This is a genomic window from Marichromatium bheemlicum, from assembly GCF_012276755.1.
In the GTDB taxonomy this organism is placed as follows: Bacteria; Pseudomonadota; Gammaproteobacteria; order Chromatiales; family Chromatiaceae; genus Marichromatium; species Marichromatium bheemlicum.
Genome location: NZ_JAAXKX010000002.1, coordinates 1 through 17,315 on the forward strand (window position 1 = coordinate 1; position 17,315 = coordinate 17,315).

Genomic DNA, 17,315 nt, shown 5'->3' on the forward strand with positions numbered 1-17,315 from the left:
AATCTGTGGCGTGCCGGACGTCGCAACGCCGACACGCCTGGTGCGCGGATGCGCAGACGCGCGGTCGGTCGACCGCGCGGGTCTTACTCCGCCGCGCCCTCTTCGGCCGCCATCGGCTCGACCTCGTCGCGACCGACCATCGCTGCGGCGGTGTTGCGACCGTCGATGATGGCATCGGCTGCGCCGGTGATGTAGAGACGCACGGCGCGCAGGGCGTCGTCGTTACCCGGGATAACGAAGTCGACGGTGCTCGGCTCGTTGTTGGTGTCGACCACACCGATGACCGGGATACCGAGCTTGTTGGCCTCGTTGACCGCGTTCTTCTCGTGACCGACATCGATCACGAACATGGCATCGGGCAGCCCGTCCATGTCCTTGATACCGCCGATGCTCAGCTCGAGCTTGTCACGCTCGCGCGACAGCCCCAGGGCCTCTTTCTTGTTGAAGCGCTCGATCGAGCCATCCTCGAACATCGCCTCAAGCTCCTTCAGGCGCTTGACCGACTGGCGGATGGTCTTGAAGTTGGTGAGCATGCCGCCGAGCCAACGGTGGTTGACGTAGGGCATCCCGCAACGGATAGCCTCTTCCTTGAGCACGTCGCGCGCCGCGCGCTTGGTGCCGACGAAGAGGATCTTGCCGCCGTTGGCGGTGAGCGAACCCATGAAGTTGACCGCCTCCTGATACAGGGGCAGGGTCTTCTCCAGGTTGATGATGTGGATCTTGTTGCGGTGGCCGAAGATGAACGGGGCCATCTTGGGGTTCCAGTAGCGGGTCTGGTGGCCGAAGTGGACACCAGCTTCCAGCATCTGGCGCATCGTGATCTTGCTCAAGGTATGATTCCTATTTGTAACGGGTTGGGCCTCCACGCATCCCACACGACAACCTGCCAGGCAGGCACCCAGTCGTATGTGTCGACGCGTGTGTGAGCAGTGGTTGGCGAGCGACCGTAGAGCGGGCAAGGGCCCGCGCGCGAGGTCAGCGCGACCGGCGCGTATTTTGGAGGTTTGACCTGAAAAACGAAAGCGAAAAACCGCAGTTTTCCGCTTGGCAAGCCTGCCTCGCATCCTCACATGGACGGGCAAAAGGCCCATGCGGTTTGCGGCAACGCGCTGCATTTTATAGCATAAGCGGCTTGCTGCGAGCAATTACCCGACAGCCATCCGGCGCTCTCGGGACGCCGCGGCACCCCCGGGGAACGCACGCCAATCCCCGGCGTCTCGCCATTCCGGCTCGTCCGAGCCCGGGCTCCTCCAGCAAACATCAGCCCGCACCCGGTATCCAGCCAATGGCCTGCCAACAGAAACCGATTATCATTTAACATTGAACTCCTGTGACCAGCCGATGAGTGTGCCGATCAAGACTCCAGAAGAAATCGAGAAGATGCGTGTCGCCTGCCGGCTCGCTGCCGATGTGCTCGACATGATCGAACCCCACATCCAGCCTGGCGTGACCACCGGCGAACTCGACCGCATCTGTCACGAATACATCACCGAGGTGCAGCAGGCGATCCCCGCCCCGCTCAACTATCACGGCTTCCCCAAGTCGATCTGCACCTCGGTCAACCACCAGGTCTGCCACGGCATCCCCGGTAACAAGCGCCTCAAGAAGGGTGACGTGCTCAATATCGACGTCACCGTCATCAAGGACGGTTTCCACGGCGATACCAGCAAGATGTTCTTCGTCGGCGAACCCTCGATCCTCGCCCGGCGCTTGGTCAACGTCACCCGCGAGGCGCTGTTCATCGGCATCGACCAGGTACGCCCCGGCGCCACCCTCGGCGACATCGGCCACGCCATCCAGCGCTTCGTCGAGGGCAAGGGCTTCTCGGTGGTACGCGAGTACTGCGGCCACGGCATCGGCCGCGGCTTCCACGAGGACCCGCAGGTACTGCACTACGGCTCGCCCGGCACCGGTATGGAGCTGCGCGAGGGGATGATCTTCACCATCGAACCGATGGTCAACACCGGCAAACGCCACATCAAACAGCTCCCCGACGGCTGGACCGTGGTCACCAAGGACCGCAGCCTCTCGGCACAGTGGGAGCACACCCTGCTGGTCACCGCCGAGGGCTCGGAGATCCTCACCCTGAGACGCGAGGAACGCGAGCAGGCCGAGGCCTGAGCCGATGAACGACACCGCGCCCCCCGCCCCGCTAGCGCCCGAGCCACTGCCGCACCGCGCCCGCATCGACAGCTACCGGGGTCGACTCCAGGCCGGGCGCGAGTCGCTCTACGCGCGCTTCGACCAAGGCGCCCCGGTCGCCGAGCTGGTCCTCGCGCACAGCGACCTCATCGACGGCGTGCTGCGCGAACTCTGGGCCGAGCACCTCGGCGACGCCGAGGGCGCGACCCTGGTCGCGGTCGGCGGCTATGGCCGGCGCGAGCTACAGCCGGCCTCCGACGTCGACATCCTGATCCTGGTTGCCCCCGACGCCGAACCCCGCCTCTCCGGCCAGCTCGAGGTCCTACTCACCCTGCTCTGGGACATCGGGCTCGAGGTCGGGCACAGTGTGCGCAGCGTCGAGGACTGCGTGCGCGAGGCCGATCAGGACGTCACCGTGATGACCAACCTGATCGAGGCGCGTCTGCTCATCGGAGACGCCGCACTCTATGCCCGCATGCTCGAGGCCACGGGGCCGGGGCGACTCTGGGACAGCGCCCGCTTCTTCGCCGCCAAGACCGCCGAACAGCAGGCACGCTGGGAGAAGTACGGCGGCACCGCCTACAACCTCGAGCCCAACATCAAGGAGAACCCCGGCGGACTGCGCGACATCCAGATGATCGCCTGGGTGGCCAAGCGCCACTTCGCCGCCAAGACGCTCCACGACCTGGTGCGCTACGACTTCCTCACCGAGGCCGAGTACCACACCCTGATCGAGGGCCAGACCCTGCTGTGGCGCATCCGCTTCTCGCTGCACCGGCTCGCGGGGCGCCGCGAGGACCGACTGCTGTTCGATCACCAGCGCGCCCTGGCGCACGCCTTCGGCTTCTGCGACGGCCCCAACAACCTCGCCGTCGAGCAGTTCATGCAGCAGTACTATCGCACCGTGCAGGAACTCAACCGGCTCAACGAGATGCTGTTGCAGCTGTTTCGTGAAGCGATCCTGCTACGCGACGTCCTCGGTCCGCCAGTGGCGATCAACCGCCGCTTCCAGTCGCGCAGCGGCTATCTCGAGGTCGTCAATCCGCGTGTCTTCCAGCGCTACCCCCTCGCGCTGCTCGAGGTCTTCCACCTGCTCCAGACCCGCCCCGAACTCGAGGGCATCCGCGCCAGCACCATCCGCCTGATCCGCGAGAACCACCACCGCATCGACACCCGCTTCCGCGCCGACCTGCGCGCGCGCAGCCTGTTCATGGAGATCCTGCGCGAACCCAACGGACTGACCCACGCGATGCGCCGGATGAACCGCTACGGCGTGCTCGCCGCCTACATCCCGGCCTTTGCCAACATCGTCGGGCGGATGCAGTACGACCTGCTCCATGTCTATACCGTCGACGAGCACACCCTCACCGTCATCCGCAACCTGCGCCGTTTTGCCATCCCCAAGCACGACGCCGAATTCCCGCTGTGCAGTGCCATTGCCCGGCGTATCCCCAAGATCGAGCTGCTCTATCTCGCCGGGCTGTTCCACGACATCGCCAAGGGGCGCGGCGGCGACCACTCCCAGCTCGGCGCCCACGACGCCTGGGACTTCTGCCAACAACACGGCCTCAGCGCCTTCGACAGTCGTCTGGTCTCCTGGCTGGTGGAGAACCACCTGGTGATGTCGATGACCGCCCAGCGCAAGGACATCAGCGATCCCGAGGTGATCCAGACCTTCGCCGAGCGCATCGGTGACCCCAACCGACTCGACTATCTCTATCTGCTCACCGTCGCCGACACCCGCGCCACCAACCCCGAGCGCTGGAACGGCTGGAAGGACGCACTGCTGCGCGAGCTCTATCACGCCACCCGCCGCGCCCTGCTACGCGGACTCGACAACCCCCAGGCCCAGGACGAACTGATCCAGCAGAAACAGCTCGAGGCACTACGCCTGGTCGCTCGCTACGGCGCCGACCCCGAGGCCTGTCGCGCACTATGGCGCAAGTTCAGCTTCGACTTCTTCCTGCACAACTCGCCCGGCGAGATCGCCTGGCAGAGCCGACAGATCCTCTGCGCCGACCCCGATGCCCTACCGCTGGCGGTGATCCGCCCCGTGACAGCGCGTGGCGCCAGCGAAATCTTCATCTACACCGCCGACCGCACTAACCTGTTCGGCCGCACCACCGCCATGCTCGACCAGCTCGGCCTGAGCATCATGGACGCGCGGGTCATGACCACCGACGACGGCATGGCGGTGAGCAGCTACCAGGTTCTTGATCAGGGCGGCACCCCGGTCGACGGCGCCCTGCGCATGGAGGAGATCCGCACCGCGCTGACCGAGGAGCTGCGTCATGAGGAGGACAACGAGATCCGAGTGGCACGCAGACTACCGCGCCGCCACCGTTGCTTCCCGGTCGACACCCGGGTGAGCTTCGCCACCGACGAGCCCAACCGCCGCACCATCATGCGCCTGAGCACCCTCGACTGCCCCGGCCTGCTCGCCGAGGTCGGCGCGGTGTTCCGTGACTGCGGGGTGCGGTTGCAGAACGCCAAGATCGCCACCGTCGGCGCCGAGGTCGACGACGTCTTCTTCATCACCGACACCGACGACACCCCGATCACCTGCGAGAACGCCCTCGCCTGCCTGCGCCGCGAGATCTGCGACCGGCTCGAACAACACACCCGCGGCGAACGCTGACCCAAGCGGCCAGCGAGAGCTTGAACCACAAAGGCGCAAAGGACACCAAGGGCTAAAAAGGCAAGAAGGGTCAGGCGACCTGGCGAGGACACCACCGAGCGGCGTAACATCGACGCCGCTCGGCCACTCCTTCCCCAACCACCCGAAACGCCCCTGGCGTAGGCGGCGCAAAGCGCAGCGTGCCCATCGCGGGTTCAGCGGCCAGCGGCCAGCGGCCAGCGGCCAGCGGCCAGCGGCCAGCGGCCAGCGGCCAGCGGCCAGCGGCCAGCGGCCAGAAGATTGAACCGCCAAGACACGAAGACCGCAAAGGGGGTTGGGTGTGCAAGACGCCGACGCCGCTCGCCACTGTCGGCTGGTGGCTGGTGGCTGGTGGCTGGTGGCTGACCGCTGATAGCTGGCCGTTTTTCCCTTCGCATCCCTGGCGGCCTTGCGGTTCAATCCGCTGACGGCGACGACTGCCCCCATGGAGCCGCCCCCGCCCTTCGCCTATACTAAACGCTTTTTCCCAGCGCCCGGCGCGTCCTCGCGACCCGTCGGCGAGCAGGTCTTTTGCCCTTATGAACCCGGATCTGGACCGTCTCCAATCCTATCCCTTCCAGCGTCTCGCAGCCCTCAAGCAGGGGTTGGAGCCGCCGCTCGATCGCGACCACATCGCGCTCTCGATCGGCGAGCCCAAGCACCCCACGCCGAGCCTGATCGGCGAGGCGCTGATCGCGCACCTGCACCAGCTCTCTGGCTATCCCAGCACCCGCGGGCTGCCGGCGTTGCGCGAGGCGATCGCCGACTGGCTCGACCAGCGCTTCGCCCTCGGCGCGACGATCGACCCGGAGCGCCAGGTGCTGCCGGTCAACGGCACCCGCGAGGCGCTGTTCGCCTTCGCCCAGGCCTGCGTGGCACGCACCACGCCGGTCCCGCTGGTGCTGATGCCCAACCCCTTCTATCAGATCTACGAGGGCGCGGCGCTGCTCGCCGGGGCCGAGCCGCGCTATCTGCCCTGCACCGCCGAGACCGGGTTCCTGCCCGACTTCTCGGCGGTCGATGCGGCGACCTGGGAACGCTGCCAGCTGCTCTATCTGTGCTCGCCGGGCAACCCCACGGGCGCGGTGGCCGACCGTGAGACCCTCGCCGAGCTGATCGCCCTGGCGCACCGCTACGACTTCGTCATCGCCTCCGACGAGTGCTACTCCGAGCTCTATCTCGATGAGCAGGCGCCGCCGCCGGGGCTACTAGAGGTCTCGGCGGCCATCGGCAACCCCGATTTCTCGCGCTGCGTGGTCTTCCACAGCCTCTCCAAGCGCTCCAACGCACCGGGGCTGCGTTCGGGCTTCGTCGCCGGTGACGCCGAGGTGATCGAGCGCTTCTTCCTCTATCGCACCTATCACGGCTGCGCCATGCCGCTGCACCACCAGCACGCGAGCATCGCCGCCTGGCGCGACGAGACGCACGTGCGCGAGAATCGCGTGCGCTATCGCGAGAAGTTCGCCGCCGTCGCCGAGGTGCTCGACGGCGCGCTCCCGCTCCGCCTCCCCGAGGCGGGCTTCTATCTCTGGCCCGAGACCCCGATCAGCGACACCGAGTTGGCGCGCCGGCTCTATGCCGAGGAACATGTCACCGTCTTGCCGGGCAGCTTCCTCTCACGCACCGCCGATGGCCACAACCCGGGTGAACGCCACATCCGTCTCGCCCTGGTGGCCCCACTCGACGAGTGCGTCGACGCCGCCCGTCGCATCCGCCGCTGCATCGAGCGGCTGTGAGCCGGCGCGCCCAACCGCATCTATTCCAACCCTTCAGCAACGAGAGAACCGAGCCCATGACCGAGCAACAATCCATCATCGTCGAGGCCTTCGAGCGCCGCGCCGAGATCACCCCGCGCGCGGTCGAGACCCATGTGCGCGATGCCATCCAGGACACCATCGAACGACTCGACCGCGGCGAGCTGCGGGTGGCCGAGAAGCGTGACGGCGACTGGGTGGTCAACGACTGGGTGAAGAAAGCGGTGCTGCTATCCTTCCGCATCACCGACAACACGTTCATGAAGGGCGGCTTCACCAACTATTACGACAAGGTGGATTCGAAATACGCCGATACCAACTCGCGCGAGTTCCGCGCCGGCGGGGTGCGAGTGGTGCCGCCGGCGACCGCGCGCAAGGGCGCCTACATCGCCTCCGGCTGCGTGTTGATGCCCTCCTACGTCAACATCGGCGCCTATGTCGACTCCGGCACCATGGTCGACACCTGGGCCACGGTCGGCTCCTGTGCGCAGATCGGCAAGAACGTGCACCTCTCCGGTGGCGTCGGCATCGGCGGCGTGCTCGAACCGGTGCAGGCCGCGCCCACCATCATCGAGGACAACTGCTTCATCGGTGCGCGCTCGGAGATCGTCGAGGGCGTGATCGTCGGCGAGGGCGCAGTGATCTCGATGGGCGTCTACATCGGCCAGAGCACCAAGATCTACAACCGCGAGACCGGCGAGATCAGCTTCGGCCGGGTGCCGCCCGGCGCCGTGGTGGTCCCCGGCAGCCTGCCCGCGAAGGACGGCAGCCACAGCCTCTACTGCGCGGTGATCATCAAGCAGGTCGACGAGCGCACCCGCGGCAAGGTCGGCATCAACGAGCTGCTGCGCGACATCTGAGTCGATGTCGATCGTGCTCTACGGTATCGCCAACTGCGATACCGTGCGCAAGGCGCGCGCCTGGTTGCAGGCGCGCGGCATCGACCACCGCTTCCACGACCTGCGCCGCGACGGCCTCGACCCCGAACGGGTCGAGCGCTGGCTCGACGCACTCGGCTGGGAGCGGCTCATCAACCGCCGCTCGGCGACCTGGCGCCAGCTCCGACCCGAGCAACGCGCCGATCTCGACACCACACGCGCCTGCGCCCTGATCCTCGCTCATCCCACCCTGATCCGCCGTCCGCTGATCGAGCACGACGAGACCATCCGGGTCGGTTTCAGCACCACGGACTACGAGACCTGGTTCCAGCAATGACCCTCTCCCCCACCCTACAGCTCGCCCACGAGCTGATCGCCCGCCCCTCGGTCACCCCCGACGACCAGGGCTGCCAGCAACTGCTCGCCGAGCGGCTCGCGGCGCTCGGTTTCCGGATCGAGGCGATGCCCTGCGACGGCGTCACTAACCTCTGGGCCCGTCGCGGCGACCAGGGGCCGCTATTCTGCTTCGCCGGGCACACCGACGTGGTACCACCGGGACCGCTCGGGCAGTGGGACTCGCCCCCCTTCGAGCCGACCATCCGCGATGGCCTGCTCTACGGACGCGGCGCGGCGGACATGAAGGGCTCGATCGCCGCCTTCGTCTGTGCCCTGGAGGCGTTCGTCGCGCGCCACCCCGATCATCGCGGCTCGATCGCGCTGCTGATCACCAGTGACGAGGAGGGACCCGCGACCGCGGGTACAGTAGAGGTGATGCGCCGACTCGGGGCGCGCGGCGAGCGCATCGACTATGCGCTGGTCGGCGAGCCCTCGAGCAGCGCACGGCTCGGCGACACCATCAAGAACGGACGACGGGGGAGCATCAGCGGTTTTCTCAAGGTGCACGGCAAGCAGGGACACGTGGCCTACCCGACACTGGCCCGCAACCCCTTCCACGAGAGCGCCCGGGCGCTGGCCGATCTGGTCGCCGAGACCTGGGACCAGGGCAACGATCACTTCCCGCCGACCAGCCTCCAGCTCGCCAACTTGAACATGGGGACCGGAGCAGAGAACGTGGTGCCGGGCGAACTCGCCGCACAGTTCAACCTGCGCTTCTCCACCGAGCTCGACGCCGCCACCATCCAGCGTCGGGTCGGCGCCATCCTCGACGCCGGCGGCTTCGACTACACGCTCGACTGGCGACTCTCGGGCGAACCCTTCCTCACCCCCAGCGGCGCCCTAGTCGAGGCCGCGCGCGCGGCGATCGCCGAACACTGCGGGATCGACACCGAGCTGTCGACCGCCGGCGGCACCTCGGACGGACGCTTCATCGCCCCGAGTGGCGCCCAGGTGGTCGAACTCGGTCCACGCAACGCCACCATCCACCAGGTCAACGAGTGCGTCGGCGTGGCGGAACTCGACCAGCTCAGCGACGTCTACGCCGGCATCCTCGAGCGCCTGCTCGGGACCGACGCCTGAGGCTCAGGGCCCGGCAGCGCCCGCCACCCTCAGGGGGCGAAGCGCTGCTGCGCGGCCTCCGGCAACACGATGTTGAGCTCCAGCACCTCGTGGGCGTCTTCCTGCTCGTAGTTGACCGAGACAGCGTTCATGTCGACATCGACGTACTTGCGGATGACGTCGATGATCTCCTGCTGCAGCTTGGGCAGGTAGGAGGGACGATCGCGCGCGGCCCGGTCGTGCGCCACCAGGATCTGCAGCCGCTCCTTGGCAACGTTGGCGGAACCCTTCGGCTGCGAAGAGCGGAAGTAGTCGAGTAGGCCCATGGGTCACCCCTTGAATAGCCGGCTCAGGAAGCCCTTCCTCTCCGCTTCCAGGAAGCGGTGTGGGATATCCTCCCCGAGATAACGCGATACGGTGTCGAAGTAGGCCTGACCGGCATCGCTTTCACGATCGAGGATCACCGGGATGCCGGCGTTGGAGGCACTCAGCACCGCCTTGGACTCGGGGATCACCCCGAGTAGTGTCAGCGACAGGATCTCTTGTACGTCCTCGACACTGAGCATGTCGCCATTGTCGACCCGGCGCGGGTCATAGCGCGTCAGCAACAGGTGCTCGCGAATCGGCTCCTGACCATTCTCGGCGCGACGCGACTTACTCGACAGGATACCAAGCATGCGGTCGGAGTCACGCACCGAGGAGACCTCGGGGTTGGTGACCACGATGGCATCATCGGCATAGTACATCGCCATGGTCGCGCCGTGCTCGATCCCGGCGGGGGAGTCGCAGACCACGAAGTCGAAGCCGTCGGAGAGTTCCTCGAGCACCCGCCCGACCTCCTCCTTGGCCAAGGCATCCTTGTCGCGGGTCTGCGAGGCCGGGAGGATATAGAGATGGTCACAACGCTTGTCGCGGATCAGCGCCTGATTGAGGGTCGCCTCCTGCTTGATGACATTGACGAAGTCGTAGACCACGCGTCGCTCGCACCCCATGATCAAGTCAAGGTTGCGTAGCCCCACGTCGAAATCGACCACCGCCGTGCGCTTGCCACGCTGGGCCAGTCCCATGGCCAGCGCGGCGGCGGTGGTGGTCTTGCCGACCCCGCCCTTACCCGAGGTGATTACGATGATTCTCGCCAAAGTAGCAGCCTCCTAATGGGGAGTGTTCCGTTCGCCGGTCCCCGGGTCGATTCATAGTTTCTCGATGCGCAGGATCTTCTGATCGAGAAAGATCTGCACCGGGACCCCCTGCAGCTCGGCGGGGATGTTCTCGCTCACCCGGTAATGCCCGGCGATGGCGACCAACTCGGCCTGCAGGTCCTGGCAGAAGATCCGCGCCGCCAGATCGCCGTTGACGCCCGCCATCGCACGACCACGCAGCGGGCCATAGACATGGATGTTGCCGTCGGCCATCAGCTCGGCGCCGGAGCTGACCGCCCCGACCACCGAGAGATCGCCACAGGCGGCATAGTGGCGCTGCCCGGAGCGCACCGGACGCGCCACCAACATCGAGGGACGGGGCTCGTCGGTCGCCCCCTCGGGGTCGTCCGCCTGCTCACGTGCAGCCGGACGCGGGCCACGCGTGCTGTAACTCTCCCCCAACACCGCCAGCTCCATGGTCTCGGCGGCGGCATGCTGCGCCTTGCTGCCCCCGCGCACACCGAAGGGGATCATGCCGTAACCACGCAACAATCCCACCAATAGCGGGAACTCGACCTCGCCATCGGCAAAATCACTCAGATCGATGACGATCGGGGTGTTACGAAAAAAATCCGGGGCCTGACCAACCTTGGCACTGAGCTGGTTGGCCACCGCCTCCATGTCGCCCCCGAGCAACCTGAAGATCGGCAGGGTGAAGCCCGCCGCCTTGAGCTCGAAGGCCGCCGTGGCCTCACCCTCGAGCGATTGTGGATTCGCTGCCATAGTGTGATCTCGAGCGTCTCGCGCCCCCAGGTCTCCATGCTGTGATCTCACCGGTCGCTGCGGCACGGGCGGACGACCACCCTGTCGAGCGGCAATGCTAACCGTTCGGCGCGCGCCGGCATAGATGATACAGACGAGCCGTCACCCACCCCACACCCCATTGATGAGGCGACGCCGGGCGAGCCGGCCCGTCAGCCCGCGCGACTCAGCCCGGAGGCCACTGCAGTGCACGGCCACCGAGTACGTGCAGGTGCAGGTGGAACACCGTCTGGCCGGCCCCGGCGTTGCAGTTGATCACGGTACGATAACCGCCCTTGGTGATCCCGGCCTGCTCGGCCACCTTGGCGGCGGCCAACAACAGCTTGCCAAGCAATTCGGCGTCCTCCGGACCGGCCTCGCTGAGGGTACGGATCGGCTTGCGCGGGATCACCAGCAGGTGGGTGGGGGCCTGCGGGTTGAGATCACGGAAGGCGACGACATCCTCGTCCTCGTAGACGATGTCGGCCTCCACCTCACCGCGGGCGATCTTGCCGAAGATGGTATCGGTCATCCTGATATTCGCTCCCAAGATCGAGATGATGCCCCGCACTGGGGCGAGACGACCGGCACGACGCAAGCGCCCGCCGGTGCCCTTCTAGAACGCGCGTCGCCCGGCGAGCGCGAGTGCCAGGGTACCGCTGTCGAGTGCATCCAGATCTCCCCCCAGGGGTACACCCTGGGCGATCCGGGTGACCGCGACCCCCTGTGCCGCGGCCAACTCGGCCACATACTGGGCCGTCGCCCCGCCCTCGACCGTGGGGCTGATGGCAAGCACCAGCTCACGCACCCCACCCTCGGCGAGCAGGGCCTCGAGCCGGTCGAGCCCAAGCTCGGCCGGACCGATGCCGTCGAGCGGCGAGAGCCGTCCACCGAGCACAAAATAACGCCCGCCAAAATCGGTCGCCTGTTCGATGGCGACGACCTCGGAGGGCTGCTCGACCACGCACAGCAACCCAGTGTCGCGGCTCGGATCGGCACAGATCGCACAGCGCGCGCGCTCGGTCAGGGTACGACAACGCTCGCAGCGACCGATACGGGTCATCGCCTCGGCCATCACCCGCGCCAACCGCTCCCCGCCCGCGCGATCACGCTCGAGCAGGTGGAAGGCGATGCGCTGCGCCGACTTCGGCCCGACCCCGGGCAGGCAGCGCAGCGCATCGACCAATTGATCGAGCAGCGCCCGCTCGCTCATGCGCGTTCCACCGCCGGACTCAGAAGGGGAACTTCATGCCCGGAGGCAGCGGCATGCCGGCGGTCACCGACGACATGGTCTCCTTCATCTTCTCGGCGACGCGCTGGGTGGCGTCGTTGATCGCTGCGGAGATCAGATCCTCGAGCATCTCCTTATCGTCACCGAGCATTGAGGGATCGATCTCGACACGCTTGGCCTGGTACTTGCCGTTCATGGTCACCTTGACCATACCGCCACCTGCCTCGCCGGTCACCTCTTCCTCGGCCAGGCGCGCCTGCGCCTGTTGCATCTCTTCCTGCATCTTCTGCGCCTGCTTCAGCAGGCCACCCAGTCCAGCTTTCATCTTGGATCTACCTCGTTGACGGATGATTGGGGCATTGCGCCCCCCGGGAGGGGGACACACCGCATGACACGGCGACTGACCCGAGGGCGGTGTGCGCGTCACGACCGGACGCAAGGATACATGGCTCGGGCGGACGCGGGGAGGCGTTACAGCGACCGGCACCCAGCATCGGCATGGATCAGCCCTGTGGCTCGATGCTGCCCGGGACCCACTCGGCGGCGAGCTGCTCACGCATCCGCTCGGCCACCGGATCGGCGCGCATCGTCTCCTCGGCGGTGCGCTGGCGCATCTCGGCCTCGCGCTCGCGACGCTGAGCGAGTGTCTCCTGCTCGGGACGCGCGACCTGGAACTCAAGCCGTACCGGCTCGCCGAGCGCGTGCTCGAGCGCCTCGCGCAGCCGCTGCTCGGCCGTGGCCACACGCAGGTGCTCGACTGTGGGATCCAGCGTCAGCAGTAACCGGCCATCGGCCCAGTCGAGAAAACCACAGTTGTGCGCCAGCTCGCTAGCGATCCCGCGAACCGGCAGCCCGGCGACGAGCTGCTGCCACTGTGCCGGAGAGCCGAGGTCGGGACGGACGGCGGCAGGCGCAGGCGCGACGGGAACAGCCGCAGACGGACCAGGGGCCGGATGCGGGTCGGCGACCTCCCAAGGCGGCACACCAGAGGCAGGCGCGGGCGCCGATGGCTCGGGAGCCGGGGGCGGCGCCGGGTCGGCGACCTCCCAGGGGGGGGCGCCAGAGGGCCCCGGACCACGGCTCGGCGCAGGCGCGCTCGGGCGCGGCGAGGACGGAGGCTTGGGTGCGCCCGAGGGGACGGGGCGCGGATCGGGCGCCTGGCGCGCGGCGGGCGCACCGCCGGGATGCCCGGCGGGCGAGGCGGGGCGGAAGGCGAGCGCGCGCAGCAACACCATCTCGAGCCCGGCGCGCGGATCCGGGGCGAGGGCGAGATCGCCCTGACCGGTCAGGGCGACCTGGTAGTAGAGCTGCACGTCCTCGGCGCCGAGTCGCCCGGCCAGGGCGCCGAGGCGGTCACGATCGGGGTCGTCGGCGGCGAGCAGCTGCGGCACCTGCTGGATCAGTGCCAAGCGGTGGAGCAGCGCGATGAGCTCACGCAGGAGTTCGGCATAGTCGGGGGTCCGGGCGGCGACGCGATCGACCTCGGCGAGCAGCGCGGCGCCGTCACCATCGGCCAGCGCCTCGACCAGCGCCAACACCACCTCGCCATCGAGGGTGCCGAGCATGGCACGCACCTCGGACTCGACCAACTGACCGCCACCGAAGGCGATCGCCTGATCGAGCAGGCTCAAGGCATCGCGCATACTGCCATCGGCGGCGCGCGCGAGCTGCGCCAGCGCCGGGGACTCGAACGCCAGCCCCTCGGTCTCGAGCACATGGCGCAGGTGCGCGCCGATCTCATCGGGCAGCAGCCGGCGCAGGTTGAACTGCAGACAGCGCGAGAGCACGGTTACCGGCAGGCGCTGCGGGTCGGTGGTGGCGAGCAGGAACTTGACGTGCGGTGGCGGCTCCTCGAGCGTCTTCAACAGGGCGTTGAAGCTGTGCGCCGAGAACATGTGCACCTCGTCGATGAGATACACCTTGTAGCGACCGTGCGCCGGGGCATAGGGGACGTTATCGAGCAGCTCACGGGTCTGGTCGACCTTGGTACGTGAGGCAGCGTCGACCTCGATCAGATCGACGAAGCGCCCGGCATCGACCTCGCGACAGGCTGCACACTGGCCACAGGGGTGCGCACCGACGCCCTGTTCGCAGTTGAGCGACTTGGCAAGGATACGCGCCAGGGTGGTCTTGCCGACCCCACGGGTCCCGGTGAACAGATAGGCGTGATGCAGCTGGCCACGCTCGAGCGCATTGGTGAGCGCCCTCACCACATGCTGCTGGCCGACCATATCGTCGAACGACTTGGGGCGCCACTTACGGGCAAGCACCTGGTAGGACATGCGCGACTCGAATCGGCCGAAACTCTGTTGCAGGGCGCGCACGCTGGCGAGCGCGAGGAGCTTCCTAAAGGATGGCGTCTGACACCTCGGGTGATACCGGCATCGACGCGGAATTTGGGGCGGCAACCCGTGCCAGCCACACCCCGGCACACGCTTCAACCGCTGCGGCTGCTCCCTTCCGGGCCTGACCGGGTTCACGATCTCACGTTGCGAGGGGACCGACACGGGTCACCATAACGCTCTTGCAACCATCAGACGATGACGACAAGAGCGCGAGAGATTAACAAAGTGCGCCACGGAAGACAAACGGCATACCAGCGCCCAGCTGACGCCGACGGGTTGAACCACAAGGGCGCCAAGGCCGCAAAGAGGAGTGAGGGCAGTCAGCCTCCAGTCATCAGCCGCCAGTGGGCGCTTGCTTTCAACCGTCGTCATCATCGGCCGGCCGCCTCTTCACTGGAGGCTGACGGCGAGTGGCTTTTTCCCTTCGCGCCTTTGTGGTTCAACCTTCCCCACCCTCACCTCGGCAAGCGCGCGCGGCGCTGCTAGAGTGGGGCGAGTTCCGCAACCGCCCGACCCCGACCGCCATGCGCCCGATCTTGCTGACCCCACTGCTGTTCGCACTCGCCCTGCCCGCGCCGAGCCTGGCGCAGGAGGCGGAGACCGATGCCTGGGAGCGTGCCCAGAGCACCGCCGCCGCGTGGTGGCAACGCTCGCGCGAGTTCGCCGATCAGGCGGCGGCCGACGCCCGACGACTGCTCGGCGACGACGGCGACGATCTCGGTCGTGCCTGGGAGCGGGCGCGCCCCGAGCTGGAGGAGGCGCTGACCCTCACCGAGCGCCAGGCGACACTGCCCGAGCGCGCCTGGTTCGGCCCCGACCGCGACTCCAACCAGGCCGAGATCGACGCCCTGCTCGAGCGCGCCGTCGCGCTGCTCTCGGTCTCGCCGGCGCTCGCCCAGCGCGCGCACATCCGCGAACTCAACTCGCGTATCGTCGAGCTGCGCGCCCAGATCGCCGAGTCCAGACAGCAGCAACTCACCGCCCCCGAGCAATCGACCCTGCTCAAGACCCGCGCCGACCACGCCGCGGCGATCGCACGCGACCAGCGCGAGATCGCTGCGATCGAGACCGAGATCACCGCCATCGAGCGCGGCTTCGCCGCCGAGCTGCGCGCCATGGGGCTGCACATCGATGACGAGCAGGTGCGCTTTCTGCTCTCGACCGTGGTCGGCGACAACGTCGTCGAGCTCGGCATCCTCTTCGACAACGTCCGCACCCTCACCGAGCAGCTCGAGGCGCTGGTCGCCGAGAGCGGCGAGGATCTGGAGAGCGCTCGGCGCTACTACGGGCTCTACGTGGTGCTGCTGCAGACCCTGGAGCACCTCCACCGCCGCATCGAGCGCCAGATCGAGGACGACTACCTGCCGCGCATCGATGCCATCGCCGAGCGCGCCCGCACGCTCGGCGCCGAGACCCGCACGCTCAAGGCGCAGAACCCCGAGCGCGCCGCACTGCTCGAGGCCAACCTCGAAGCACAGCGCGTCACCGGCGAGGCGGCGGCGGTCTATCGGGGCTATCTCGAGGACCAGGCGCGCCAGATCCGTGCCGCGCGCGCGCAGCTCGCCGGCGACATCGCCACGGCCTGGAACACCTATCAGACGGTCAGCCTCTCGGGCGAGTTGGTGGGGCTGGTGCGCGCCAGCCAGCGCCTGCTCGAGGCGCTGATGGAGCGCCAGCTCCCGGCGCTGCGCCCGTTCGAGAACCTGGAGATGGAGCGCGAGATGCTACGCCTCACCGAACGGCTGCGCGACACCGATCAGGGCCGGTAGGGATAGGGCTCGGCGCTACCCAGCGGGGCGTGACCGAACACCAGCTCGCCGGCACGACCATCACTGAAGGCGAGCCGACCGATACCACTGCGACCGCTGAGATCGCGCATCAGATCGGCCCAGCCGCTACGCCCGTCCTCGCAGTGGAACTCGTAGATCGCATCGGCATCGCCGGCAAAGGCACTATAGCCACCGCGACAACGGGTCTGCGGGCTGGCCAGACGCAGCGAGCCGGAGAACAGGGTCGAGCGATAGTCGCCGTGAAACACCTCGCCCTCGACCACCGCCACCACCGGGCCGGAGGTCGAGCGGCCTGGTGCCGGCAGCTCCGGGCGCGGTCGTTCGAGATGATCGAGCACCTGACTGACACAGGAGGCGTAGGCCTCGATCTCGAGATGCTGACACAGCCGCCGACCGTACTCCTCGGCGGGCACATCGACGGCGATACCGCCGACGCGCGTCGGCGGCACCAGGGCCGCGCACCCGGCCAGCAGACTGAGCAACACCATGAGTACGACGATCCTGGACATAAGCATCTCCCTCGGCGACAGCGGCGCGCGACTCGCGCCATCCTCGAGCCCGCGCAGCCGGTGGCGCACGGCACCCACAGAGCGCACATTGTATGCCATGCGGATGCGTTGGGGCGCGATTGCCGCTACAGTGTGGCCATCCGCGCCAGGATCCAGGCGCGTTCGCCAATCACCGGAGCCATCCCCGATGAGACAGAGCCTATCGTCATCGCACCTGCCCCGTCGCCTGGCGCGCGGCGGTGTGCTGGCGCTGACGCTGAGTCTGCTCGGTGCCTGCAGCGATCCGCTGCTGAAGGACCAGCCCCTCCCCCGCCAGCTCGCCATCGCCGGCTGTATCAGCCACTGCGACACCGAACGTGATCGCTGCCGCGAGGACGCACGCGCCGATTATCGAGACTGTCAGGCCGGTTATGTCCGCGCCTACCGCGACTACCGCTGGTGCCTCACCGACGCCGGCGGTATCGACGGCGACCTGGACTGCGGCTACCCCGGGTGGTCCTGCGCCGAGAACCTCTATGGTTACTGCACCAACCGCCATCGCGAGTGTCGTGAGGCCTGCGCCGCCGCTCACCCACCACCTCGACAGCAACCCTGAGGACCTCACCTGATCGCCGT

At 67.5% G+C, this 17,315-nt stretch carries 17 protein-coding genes and 1 other RNA gene; 8 read left to right on the forward strand and 10 right to left on the reverse strand.

Going from position 1 to position 17,315, the window contains the following annotated elements; translation table 11 throughout:
• Positions 1-83: 83 nt before the first annotated feature.
• A complete protein-coding gene (gene rpsB / locus HF203_RS01575) occupies positions 84-815 on the reverse strand; it encodes a 30S ribosomal protein S2 (RefSeq protein WP_210424598.1) in 732 nt (243 codons plus the stop codon).
• A 526-nt stretch (positions 816-1,341) separates the two neighbouring features.
• On the opposite strand from rpsB, the gene map reads away from it, so the two are divergent.
• From map to dapE, 6 genes are all read left to right on the forward strand, one after another.
• A complete protein-coding gene (gene map / locus HF203_RS01580; protein WP_168665923.1) occupies positions 1,342-2,121 on the forward strand; it encodes a type I methionyl aminopeptidase in 780 nt (259 codons plus the stop codon).
• 4 nt (positions 2,122-2,125) lie between these two features.
• The gene (glnD, locus tag HF203_RS01585; RefSeq protein ID WP_168665925.1) at positions 2,126-4,780 is read left to right on the forward strand and encodes a [protein-PII] uridylyltransferase; all 2,655 of its coding nucleotides are present in this window, start codon (positions 2,126-2,128) and stop codon (positions 4,778-4,780) included.
• Between the two features lie 557 nt (positions 4,781-5,337).
• Complete coding sequence (dapC, locus tag HF203_RS01590) at positions 5,338-6,534, forward strand: succinyldiaminopimelate transaminase (protein ID WP_168665927.1); 1,197 nt, start codon at positions 5,338-5,340, stop codon at positions 6,532-6,534.
• A 56-nt stretch (positions 6,535-6,590) separates the two neighbouring features.
• Positions 6,591-7,412 carry a 2,3,4,5-tetrahydropyridine-2,6-dicarboxylate N-succinyltransferase gene (gene dapD / locus HF203_RS01595; protein ID WP_168665929.1) on the forward strand — a complete coding sequence of 274 codons (822 nt, stop codon included), beginning with the start codon at positions 6,591-6,593 and terminating at the stop codon, positions 7,410-7,412.
• Between the two features lie 4 nt (positions 7,413-7,416).
• Positions 7,417-7,767, forward strand: a complete 351-nt coding sequence (locus tag HF203_RS01600; RefSeq protein WP_168665931.1) for an ArsC family reductase — start codon at positions 7,417-7,419, stop codon at positions 7,765-7,767.
• Positions 7,764-8,906, forward strand: coding sequence for a succinyl-diaminopimelate desuccinylase (dapE, locus tag HF203_RS01605; RefSeq protein ID WP_168665933.1), 1,143 nt, complete (start codon positions 7,764-7,766; stop codon positions 8,904-8,906). Before HF203_RS01600 ends, dapE begins: the two co-directional genes overlap by 4 nt.
• A gap of 29 nt (positions 8,907-8,935) precedes the next feature.
• On the opposite strand, the gene minE is transcribed toward dapE, so the two are convergent.
• The 8 genes from minE to ffs all read right to left on the reverse strand — a co-directional run bounded on the left by minE (position 8,936) and on the right by ffs (position 14,562).
• Complete coding sequence (gene minE, locus HF203_RS01610; RefSeq protein WP_168665935.1) at positions 8,936-9,211, reverse strand: cell division topological specificity factor MinE; 276 nt, start codon at positions 9,209-9,211, stop codon at positions 8,936-8,938.
• A gap of 3 nt (positions 9,212-9,214) precedes the next feature.
• On the reverse strand, positions 9,215-10,024 hold the full coding sequence (gene minD / locus HF203_RS01615) for a septum site-determining protein MinD (protein WP_168665937.1): 810 nt from the start codon (positions 10,022-10,024) through the stop codon (positions 9,215-9,217).
• Positions 10,025-10,075: 51 nt separating this feature from the next.
• Positions 10,076-10,807: a septum site-determining protein MinC gene (gene minC / locus HF203_RS01620; RefSeq protein WP_168665939.1), complete on the reverse strand. Its 732-nt coding sequence runs from the start codon at positions 10,805-10,807 to the stop codon at positions 10,076-10,078.
• A 205-nt stretch (positions 10,808-11,012) separates the two neighbouring features.
• Complete coding sequence (locus HF203_RS01625; protein WP_168665941.1) at positions 11,013-11,357, reverse strand: histidine triad nucleotide-binding protein; 345 nt, start codon at positions 11,355-11,357, stop codon at positions 11,013-11,015.
• Between the two features lie 84 nt (positions 11,358-11,441).
• Complete coding sequence (gene recR, locus HF203_RS01630; protein ID WP_168665943.1) at positions 11,442-12,038, reverse strand: recombination mediator RecR; 597 nt, start codon at positions 12,036-12,038, stop codon at positions 11,442-11,444.
• A gap of 19 nt (positions 12,039-12,057) precedes the next feature.
• Positions 12,058-12,381 carry a YbaB/EbfC family nucleoid-associated protein gene (locus HF203_RS01635; protein ID WP_168665945.1) on the reverse strand — a complete coding sequence of 108 codons (324 nt, stop codon included), beginning with the start codon at positions 12,379-12,381 and terminating at the stop codon, positions 12,058-12,060.
• Positions 12,382-12,559: 178 nt separating this feature from the next.
• Positions 12,560-14,338, reverse strand: a complete 1,779-nt coding sequence (gene dnaX / locus HF203_RS01640) for a DNA polymerase III subunit gamma/tau (protein ID WP_168665947.1) — start codon at positions 14,336-14,338, stop codon at positions 12,560-12,562.
• 127 nt (positions 14,339-14,465) lie between these two features.
• Positions 14,466-14,562, reverse strand: an RNA gene (gene ffs / locus HF203_RS01645) — signal recognition particle sRNA small type.
• 363 nt (positions 14,563-14,925) lie between these two features.
• Between ffs and HF203_RS01650 the strand changes: the two genes are divergently transcribed.
• Positions 14,926-16,170 carry a coiled-coil domain-containing protein gene (locus HF203_RS01650; protein WP_168665949.1) on the forward strand — a complete coding sequence of 415 codons (1,245 nt, stop codon included), beginning with the start codon at positions 14,926-14,928 and terminating at the stop codon, positions 16,168-16,170.
• Here HF203_RS01650 and HF203_RS01655 read toward each other — a convergent pair.
• Positions 16,158-16,700 (reverse strand): hypothetical protein, encoded by a 543-nt coding sequence (locus tag HF203_RS01655; RefSeq protein ID WP_168665951.1) that lies wholly within the window; start codon positions 16,698-16,700, stop codon positions 16,158-16,160. The two genes, HF203_RS01650 and HF203_RS01655, sit on opposite strands and share 13 nt — an antisense overlap.
• Positions 16,701-16,887: 187 nt before the next feature.
• Here HF203_RS01655 and HF203_RS01660 point away from each other — a divergent pair, with 187 nt between their 5' ends.
• Positions 16,888-17,295 (forward strand): hypothetical protein, encoded by a 408-nt coding sequence (locus HF203_RS01660; RefSeq protein ID WP_168665953.1) that lies wholly within the window; start codon positions 16,888-16,890, stop codon positions 17,293-17,295.
• Positions 17,296-17,315: the final 20 nt, after the last annotated feature.